Source organism: Micromonospora sp. I033 (genome assembly GCF_053890995.1).
The window spans coordinates 1-9,034 of record NZ_JBSSLX010000225.1 but is presented as its reverse complement, the minus strand read 5'-3'; the positions used below and the strand labels follow the sequence as shown (position 1 = coordinate 9,034).

7 protein-coding genes are annotated in these 9,034 nt (G+C 73.0%); 1 reads left to right on the top strand and 6 read right to left on the bottom strand.

The genetic code is table 11. The annotated features are described in order from the left end of the window. Positions 1-300, top strand: a 300-nt coding sequence (locus ACW0Q9_RS26200) for a hypothetical protein (RefSeq protein ID WP_456185726.1), incomplete at its 5' end; no start/stop codon positions are given. 59 nt (positions 301-359) lie between these two features. Here ACW0Q9_RS26200 and ACW0Q9_RS26195 read toward each other — a convergent pair. The 6 genes from ACW0Q9_RS26195 to ACW0Q9_RS26170 form a co-directional block, all read right to left on the bottom strand. Next, positions 360-1,667, bottom strand: a complete 1,308-nt coding sequence (locus tag ACW0Q9_RS26195) for an ABC transporter ATP-binding protein (protein WP_456185724.1) — start codon at positions 1,665-1,667, stop codon at positions 360-362. Positions 1,668-1,819: 152 nt separating this feature from the next. Beyond that, positions 1,820-4,009 (bottom strand): bifunctional glycosyltransferase/CDP-glycerol:glycerophosphate glycerophosphotransferase, encoded by a 2,190-nt coding sequence (locus ACW0Q9_RS26190; protein ID WP_456185722.1) that lies wholly within the window; start codon positions 4,007-4,009, stop codon positions 1,820-1,822. Positions 4,010-4,025: 16 nt separating this feature from the next. Then, positions 4,026-5,960: a DUF5941 domain-containing protein gene (locus tag ACW0Q9_RS26185; RefSeq protein ID WP_456185720.1), complete on the bottom strand. Its 1,935-nt coding sequence runs from the start codon at positions 5,958-5,960 to the stop codon at positions 4,026-4,028. Then, entirely contained in the window at positions 5,957-6,700 is a 744-nt protein-coding gene (locus ACW0Q9_RS26180) for an ABC transporter ATP-binding protein (protein WP_456185718.1), read from the bottom strand. Before ACW0Q9_RS26180 ends, ACW0Q9_RS26185 begins: the two co-directional genes overlap by 4 nt. Continuing rightward, on the bottom strand, positions 6,701-7,528 hold the full coding sequence (locus ACW0Q9_RS26175; protein WP_456185716.1) for an ABC transporter permease: 828 nt from the start codon (positions 7,526-7,528) through the stop codon (positions 6,701-6,703). A 64-nt stretch (positions 7,529-7,592) separates the two neighbouring features. Beyond that, positions 7,593-8,963, bottom strand: coding sequence for an L-serine ammonia-lyase (locus ACW0Q9_RS26170; protein WP_456185714.1), 1,371 nt, complete (start codon positions 8,961-8,963; stop codon positions 7,593-7,595). Positions 8,964-9,034 lie beyond the last annotated feature (71 nt).

Below are 9,034 nucleotides of genomic sequence, written 5' to 3'. Positions count from 1 at the left end.
ACCACAGCGGACCGGCCGCGGGCGTACCCGTCTCATGCGCCACCGCACACGCCGCTGCGGCCGATGTGGTGCTGCCGGGCCTGCGGGCAGCCGTGGCCGTGCGCGCAGGCGCGCCTGCTGCTCAAGGCGGAGTACGCGCACGATCAGATCGGCCTGTCGCTCTACCTCTGCGGGCTGCTCCACGAGGCGGCCCGGGACCTCTACCGGCTGAACCCGGACGACGGCCCGGCCCCGGCCGACCTGTTCCGCCGCTTCGTGGCCTGGGGCCCCTACCGCCGGCCGGTCGTCAACCCGCCGTGACCGTTCCCCGGGCACCCACCGCCGGTCGGCGACGGGGAGACCCGCCGGCGCGAAGGCCGTCAGCGCCAGCCGACGTCGATCCGGTCGCCGCGCTCGTCGAAGAAGTGCAGCGCGTCCATCCGCACCTGGACGGCGAGCGGGTGCCCCGCCGACACCTGCGGATACGGGGCCAGCCGCACGGCCAGCTCGGCCGGGCGGCGGTGGTGCCGGCCCGGGTCGGGCAGCACGCTGGTCCGGTTGCCGCTGCCACTCGGCGCGGCGGAGACCGGTGCGTCCGCGGCCCGCCCGGCGAACCGCTGCATCACCTGGCCGAACCGGCGCAGGCCGCGCTGGCCGGGGGCCGCGTTCTCCGCCGGGGAGCTCATCTCGTCCACCACGATGGCCGTGGCGCCGATGTCCAGGAAGGCCAGCGACTCGTGACCGTGGTGTTCCAGGTAGCGGATCCGGCCGTGGAGCACGTCGCCGGCGGTGTCCGGGGCGACCGGGGTGAGCGCCTCGGCCCGCATGCCGACCACGATCCGCTCGCCGTGGTAGTGCGCCACGGCCCGGCTGCGGATGTCGTCCCACGGCAGGTAGAGCGCCTGCTCGCCGAGGTTCAGCGCCACGTACCGGTCGAGGTGGACGTAGACGGACGCCTCCAGCAGGTTCATCCGGGGACTGCCGAGGAACGCGGCGACGTAGAGGGTGGCCGGGCGGCCGTACACCTGGGTGGGGGTGCCCACGTCCTGGAGCACGCCCTTGCGCATGATGGCGACCCGGTCGGCCATGGTCAGCGCCTCGGCCTGGTCGTGCGTGACGTAGATGGTGGTGACGCCCAGCTCGCGGGTCAGCCCGGAGATCTCGGCGCGCAGCTCGGCGCGCAGGCCGCTGTCCAGGTTGGAGAGGGGCTCGTCCATCAGGAACAGGCCCGGCCGGCGCACTATCGCCCGCCCCATCGCCACCCGCTGCCGCTGGCCGCCGGAGAGCTGGCTGGGCTTGCGCCCGAGCACGTCGCCGATGCCCAGCGCGCTCGCCACGTCCTGGATCCGCTCGCCGCGCCGCTCGGGCTCCACGCCGGAGAGCCGGAGCGGGAAGCCGATGTTGTCGCCCACGGTCATGTGCGGATAGAGCGCGAAGTCCTGGAAGACCATCGCGATCTTCCGCTCCCGGGGCGGCAGGTCGTTGGCCACCTCGCCGCCGAGCATCACCGCGCCCGAGGTGGGATCCTCCAGCCCGGCGACCATCCGCAGCACAGTGGACTTGCCGCAGCCCGAGGGACCGAGCAGCACCATGAACTCGCCGTCGTTGACGTCCAGATTGATCGTGTCGACCGCGACTGTCCCGTCCTGGAACACCTTGGTGACATCCTTGAGCGCGACGGTGGTCACCGTCACCTCCCCAGCTCTCGGCCGAACCCGGGAATGACTGTGACCAGGATCATGGGATCCGCACATCGGGTAAACGTGCGATGTTCACATCGTGAAAGACCTATTACGTGGTATTGGCGGTCTTCCATCGGTAAGGTAACCGTCGAGTAACCTCAGACCGGCTCGTCCAGGAAGACCCGGCGGACGACCCGCTCGGCGGCGTGCCCGTCGTCCAGCGCGCAGAACCGGGCCCGGAACCGCCGCCGGGCCTCCTCGGCCGCCGTTCCCCGCACCGCGCCGGAGCGGAAGACGTCGAGCAGCCCGGGGAAGTCGACGGCCACCGCGCCCGGCGGCTCGGCGAGCAGGTCGAAGTAGACACCCCGAGCCACCCGGTACGCGTCCCAGTCCGGCGCGTAGACCACGATCGGCCGGTCGAGCACCCCGTAGTCGAACATGGCCGAGGAATAGTCGGTGACCAGTACGTCCGCGGCCAGGTACAGGTCCTCCACCCGGTCGTACCCGCTCACGTCCAGCACCGCGCCGTCGGACACGCCCCGCAACTGCCGCTCCCGGTCGTGGAAGTAGTGGCTGCGCATCAGCAGCCGCCCGGACGGGCCGAGCACGTCGCGCATCCGGTCCGGGTCGAACGGCGGCCGCCAGCCGGGCAGGTGCTCCCGGTGGGTGGGCGCGTAGAGCACCACGTACTCCTCGGGGCCGATGCCCAGCCTGGCGCGGACCTGGCGGCACTCCTCGGCGGTGGCCAGGGCCAGCCGGTCGTTGCGCGGATAGCCGACCTCCAGGGTGGTGTAGTCGGCCGGGTAGGCCCGCTCCCACATCTGGGTGGAGAAGCTGTTCGAGCTGACGCTGTAGTCCCAGCGGTCCACCCGGCGCAGCAGGTTCGCGAAGTTCATGCCCATCGCCCCGAGCGGATAGCGCTGCTGGTCCAGCCCCATCACCTTGACCGGGGTGCCGTGGTGGGTCTGGACATGCACCGACCCGGGTCGCTTGCGGACGAAGTCCGGGAAGTTGACGTTGTTGACCAGCCAGCGCGCGCGGGCCAGCACCCGGTAGTAGTCCCGGGTGCCGGCGACCACGTACTCCACACCCGGCGGCAGCACGTCCACCCGGTCCCGCCGGACGATCCACACGCCGCGCACCTGGGGAGCGAGGCGGCGGGCGGCCGTGTAGATCGCGGCCGGGTTGCAGGAGTAGCCCCGGTACCAGTACGCCGCGTAGACGGCGAGCGTCGGGTCGAGCGGCCGGCGCAACTCGGTCCGGTAGTACTCGCGCAGCGCCGCGTCCCGGGCCCGGCGGGCGTTCCGGCGGGCCACCGGCAGCACCCGCCGCTTGACCCGCCGGGCCGAGCGCCGGGCCCGCTCCTCGACCTGGTGGGCAGCCCGGAGCGCGCTGAACGTCCGCCACCGCCCGGCCGCCACCAGCCGGTGCTTCACCCCCTCCAGGCCGGGCGGGACCGGGTAGCCCTCGGGCGGCAGGAAGCGGGTGAAGTCGGCGTGGATCTGGGCGAAGAACGGCGCCCGCAGCGCGGGGTCGAGCCGCTCGCCGTTGCCGAGCACGGTCAGGTAGTGCCAGATCATCCGCTCGAAGACGGCCGGGCGCAGCCCGGCCACCGCCGGCCCCCAGCGGTCCATCAGCCGGAACACCCGGTGCCACTGGGCGAACACCTCGAAGTGCCGGTCACCCCGGGTCCGGGTGATCGCCCCGGTCCGGCGCTGCCGGTAGTTGAGGCAGACCCGGTCCAGCACGCCGATCCGCTCGGCGGCCATCAGCACGGGATAGCTGAACGAGACGTCCTCGTACCAGCCGGGTGCGAAGCGCAGGCCCTGCTCGACCAGGAACTCCCGGCGGACCAGCCGGTTCCAGGCGGTGTGCAGCAGCCGCAGGGTCTCCGGCCGGTCCCGCAGCCGGAAGGTCGCCTCGCCGGGCGGCGCGGCGAACACGTCCCGCATGGCGCTGCGGGTGCCGACGTTGTTCCAGTGCGCCCGGACGTGGTCGACGATCAGCACGTCCGGGCGGGTGGCGCGGAGCCGGTCGGCCACGTGCGGCAGGCAGCCGGGGACCAGCCAGTCGTCGCCGTCGACGAACCAGACGTACGCGCCGGCGGCCCGGTCCAGCCCGATGTTGCGGGCCGGACCGAGCCCCACGTTCTCGACGAGCCGGACCGGGTGGACCCGGGGGTCGCGGTCCGCGTACTCGGCCAGGATCTCGCCGCTGTCGTCCGGGGAGGCGTCGTCGATCCCGATCACCTCGAGGTCGTCGAACGGCTGGTCGAGGATCGAGTCGAGACACTCCCGCAGGTAACCCTGCACCTTGAAGGCCGGTACGACGAAGCTGATCAGGGTCATCCCGGCCGGCCCTCCGTCAGCCCGGCGAGCGGCCACCCCCGGCCACCGGCGCCGGCGCCCGTCGGGCGCGGGCGGGCAGGACCACCCAGGCAAGGACCACGCTCGCGACAAAAACCACGAGAAGGTACGTACCGAGTGTAGCCAGAGTGATGCTCGCAATTCCGGCGATTGACCCGACGGTCAGCAGCGCCGAACGCCCCTCCCAGCCGAGCGTGGCGGCGTGCAGCGGCGGGGCCACCTGCCGCTTCTCCAGCCGGGCGGTCAGGTCGTAGTGGTGCAGGGTCAGCACGAAGACGTACCCGAAGATCAGCCACGGCGACACCCGCCCGGCCACCCCGACGGCGATCGCGAAGAGGAACTCCCCGGCCCGCAGCGCCGCCGGGACCAGCCAGTCCAGCGGCCCGTCGTGCGCCGCCCGCGCGCCCTGCGCCCCGCTCAGCAGCAGCACCAGCGCGAACGTCACCGCCCAGCCGGGCAGGTCGCGACCGGCGTGGACCGCCAGCAGCGCCCACAGCAGCAGGCCCGCCGCGCCGAGCGCGCCGACCACCGCGAGCGCCAGCGGTGCGCGCACCACCGGCAGCGTCCGGGCCAGCGGCCCGTCGTCGCGGTGCAGGCCGGCGTCGACCGTGGTCAGCACCGGCACCCGCATCCACCGCGCCCGCAGGGTGCGCAGCGCCCCGGTGTAGGCGAACGCCAGCACCCCCCACACCAGCACCCCGCAGAGCGCCACCAGCGGCCCGAACAGCGCGGCGGCCACCGCCATGAGCGCCCACCGCTCGCCGATCGGGAAGACCACGGTCCGCTTCAGCCAGTAGGAGACCGAACCGGTGTCCGCCTGCACCCTGGTCGAGGCGGCGTTCAGCTTCCCGCCGAGGCCGCCCGCGTCGCCGGCCGCCGCGCGGGGGCGCCGGGCCGCCTCGTCGTGCAGCACGCCGTACCAGGTGTCGGTCATGTGGCGCACGGTCTGGAGGGTCATGGCGGCGATGGCGAGGGCCCAGCCGTAGCGGAAGCCGGCTTGCGTGGCGCCATAGCCGAGACCGGCGTAGACCAGGTATTCCTTGGCCCGGTCGGCCATGGTGTCCAGCCAGCCGCCCCAGGCGCTGAAGTGCCGGGTGTAGCGGGCCAGCTGGCCGTCCACGCAGTCGAGCACGAAGCCCAGGTAGAGCAGGACGCCGCCGGCCACCAGCGCGGGCCGCCCGCCGACGCCGAAGAGCACCGCGGCGGCCACCGCGAAGGCCACCGAGATCATGGTGACCCCGGTCGGGCCCAGACCGATCCGGGCGGCGGCCTTCACCACGTACGGGGACCAGGTGCTGACGAAGAACGTGGTGAAGAAGTCGTCCCGCTCCTTCACCGACAGCCGCAGCTCGGCCTTGTCCTCGTCGACCGCGGCCACGGCGGCCTGCGCCGCGGCCAGTTCCGCCGGGTCGCCGACCCGGTGCGCCACGAGCAGGCGTACCCGGTGGGCGAAGGTCAGCGTGCCGCACCTGGCCAGGTCGGCGAAGAGCTGGTCGATCCCGCCCCCGGCTGCGGTGCGGGCGGCGGCGGCCAGCGCCGGCAGGTCGGCCGGACCGACCCGCAGGGCGCCCCCGAACACGCCGGTCGCGCCCGCCGGGTCCTCCACGGCGACCACCTGGCCGCGCTCCTCGCGGACCGTCACCTGCCCGGCGGCCGGCGGATCGGTGAGCACCAGGGCGACCGTCGGCCCCACCGGGCTGGTCGCCAGGTGCTTGAGTACGGCGGTGTGCGCCACCAGGTCCGCCCCGCTGACCAGCACCGGCCCGGTGGCGGCACCCACCAGGTCGGCCAGCTCGGACAGGTCGGCGGCCACCCGCACCTCGTCCGCCCCGGCCCGCCGCCACTGCCCGGCGAGCCGGTCGACCAGGCGCTCCCCGGCGTCGGTGGTCAGGCTCGCCGCCGGCCCGGCGGCGAGCACGATCGCGAGCGTCACCGCTGCGTCGCGCTGGCGTACGCGTGCAGCGCCTCGTCGATCGTCCCGTCGACGGTCAGCCGCCCGGCGTCGAGGTAGAGCCCCCGACGACAGAACCGGGTGAGGTCCTTTTCGTTGTGTGACACCAGCACCAGCGTGCGCCCTTCCGCGAGAAGTCGCTCGATGGTCGCATAGCACTTCGCGCGGAACTCCGCGTCCCCGACCGCGGTCACCTCGTCCACCAGCAGTACGGGGTGCGGCAGGTGGGCGATCACCGCGAAACCCAGCCGGACCTTCATCCCGGACGAGTAGTGCCGGACCGAGGTGTCGATGGCCCGTTCCACCTGCTCACCGGCGAACGAGACGATCTCGTCGAAGTGCCGCCGCAGGTACGCCGTCGACAGCCCGTGCAGCCCGCCCACCAGGTAGAGGTTCTCCCGGCCGGTCAGGTCGCCGGAGAAGCCGGCGGAGAGTTCCAGCAGCGGGGCCACCCGGCCGCGGACCCGGATCGAGCCCTCGTCGGGGATCAGCACCCCGGCGATCAGCCGCAGCAGCGTGCTCTTGCCGGTGCCGTTGCGCCCGACCACACCGACCGTCTCGCCCGGCTCGATCCGGAACGACACGTCCCGCAGTGGCCAGAACCGGCCGGCGTCCGGGTCCCGGGCGCCCCGGTGGATGAGCAGCTCCCGCAGGCGGAGCTGACGGCGGCGGTTGCGGACGAACCGGATGCCGAGCCCGTCCGCCTCGATGATCGCCGCCATTCACAGTTCCTTGAGCACGGCCGGTTCGAGGCGGCGGAACGACCACCAGCCGACCGCGAACACCAGCAGGCTGCCCGCCACGGTGACGGTGAGCAGCCGGGCGTCGGGGAACTCGTCCGGATACCAGATCGCATGGTGCAACTGGAAGATCCCGACCAGCGGGTTCAGCTCGTACGCGATCTTGAGCCAGCCCGGCATGCCCGAGTCCCGGACCAGGTTCAGCGGATAGATGATCGGGGTGGCGTAGAAGAGCACCCGGATGATCAGCCGCATGAAGCGCTCGATGTCACGCATCAGCACGTTGCCCGCCGACAGCAGCAGCGCCAGCCCCACCAGCAGGACGAACTGCACCGTCACGGCCAGCGGCAGGGCGAGCAGGTTCCAGCCGGGGCGGATCCGGCCGTGCCCGGCGTAGAGGGCCGCGATGGCGACCAGGATGGGCAGGCCGGCGGCGTACTCGGCGAACCGGCCGGTGACCCGGCCGATCGGGAAGACCTGCCGGGGCAGGTTCATCGTGGTGATCAGCCGGGACTGCCCGGTCAGCGCGTTGGTCGCCTCGGTCAGCGCCGAGCTGGCCCACATCCAGGCGAAGATCCCGGTGATCAGGAAGAGCGGGTACGACCCGGCCGCGTCGCCCAGGTGCCGTTTGGTGGCGCCGGAGTAGAGCACGCCGAAGACGAACCAGTAGATCAGGCCCATGCCGAGCGGCTCGATGAGCGACCAGAGGTAGCCCAGCACCGACTGCTGGTACTTCACCGCGAGATCGCGCCGGACCAGGATGCGCAGCGAGGTGCGGGCGGACCAGAGCGCGGCGACGCCGGACGTCACCGTCCCATCCTCGCCCGGAGCGCCCCGGCCCGGCGTGCGGACGCGCCGCCTCACCCCTTCGGGTTCAGCACTCGATCACGTTGACGGCGAGGCCGCCCCGCGCGGTCTCCTTGTACTTGATCTTCATGTCGGCGCCGGTCTCCCGCATGGTCTTGATGACCTTGTCGAGCGACACGGCGTGCACCCCGTCGCCGCGCAGCGCCAGCCGGGCCGCGGTGATCGCCTTGATGCTGGCCACCGCGTTGCGCTCGATGCACGGGATCTGCACCAGGCCGCCGACCGGGTCGCAGGTGAGGCCGAGGTTGTGCTCCATGCCGATCTCGGCCGCGTTCTCCACCTGCTCGGGCGTGCCGCCCAGCGCCTCGGCCAGCCCGGCCGCCGCCATCGAGCAGGCCGAGCCGACCTCGCCCTGGCAGCCGACCTCGGCCCCGGAGATCGAGGCGTTCTCCTTGAACAGCACCCCGATCGCGCCCGCCGCCAGGAGGAACCGGATCACGCCCTCCTCGGAGGCGCCCGGCACGAACCGGGTGTAGTAGTGCAGCACGGCCGGGATGATCCCGGCGGCGCCGTTGGTCGGCGCGGTGACCACCCGCCCGCCGGCCGCGTTCTCCTCGTTGACCGCGAGCGCGAACAGGGTGACCCAGTCCATGGCGTGCAGCGGGTCGGTGGCGTCGGCATCCGCCTCCAGGCTGCGGCGCAGCTCGGCCGCCCGGCGGCGCACCTTCAGCCCGCCCGGCAGCACACCGTCGCGGGCGCAGCCGTTCTCGACGCACTCCCGCATCACCCGCCAGATCTCCAGCAGCCCGGCCCGCACGTCCGCCTCGCTGCGCCAGGACAGCTCGTTGGCGAGCATCACCTCGCTAATCGACAGCCCGGTTTCGGTGGTCACCGCCAGCAGCTCGGCGCCGGTGAGGAAGGGGTGGCGGACCCGGGTGGTGTCCGGCTTGATCCGGTCCGCCCCGGCGGCCGCCTCGTCGACCACGAACCCGCCACCCACGGAGTAGTAGGTCCGCACCCGGACCTGCTCGCCGGCCGCGTCGAAGGCCGCGAAGGTCATCCCGTTCGGGTGGTACGGCAGGGAGCGGCGGCGGTGCAGCACCAGGTCCCGGTCCGGGTCGAAGTCGATCTCCTGGGTGCCGAGCAGGCTGAGCCGCCGCTGCGCCCGGATCCACTCCACCCGCGGCCCGACCGAGTCGGTGTCGACCGTCTCCGGGGCCTCGCCCTCCAGGCCGAGCAGCACCGCGCGGTCGCTGCCGTGCCCGTGGCCGGTGGCGCCCAGCGAGCCGAACAGCTCGGCCTGCACCCGCGCGACGTCGGCGAGCTGACCGTCGGCCTTGAGCCCGGCCACGAACGTCCGGGCGGCCCGCATCGGCCCCACGGTGTGCGAGCTGGACGGCCCGATACCGACGCTGAAGAGGTCGAAAACACTGATCATGGCTGCACTTCCTCGCCGTCGTCCCCGTCGTGCGGGTCCGGCCCGGTGTCTGCCGCTCCCCGGTCCGGGAG

Excerpts from the sequence above, each read along its gene's own strand:
- ACW0Q9_RS26190 (WP_456185722.1), bottom strand. The coding sequence starts at position 4,009 with ATGACCCTGATCAGCTTCGTCGTACCGGCCTTCAAGGTGCAGGGTTAC.
- ACW0Q9_RS26180 (WP_456185718.1), bottom strand. The coding sequence starts at position 6,700 with ATGGCGGCGATCATCGAGGCGGACGGGCTCGGCATCCGGTTCGTCCGC.
- ACW0Q9_RS26170 (WP_456185714.1), bottom strand. The coding sequence starts at position 8,963 with ATGATCAGTGTTTTCGACCTCTTCAGCGTCGGTATCGGGCCGTCCAGC.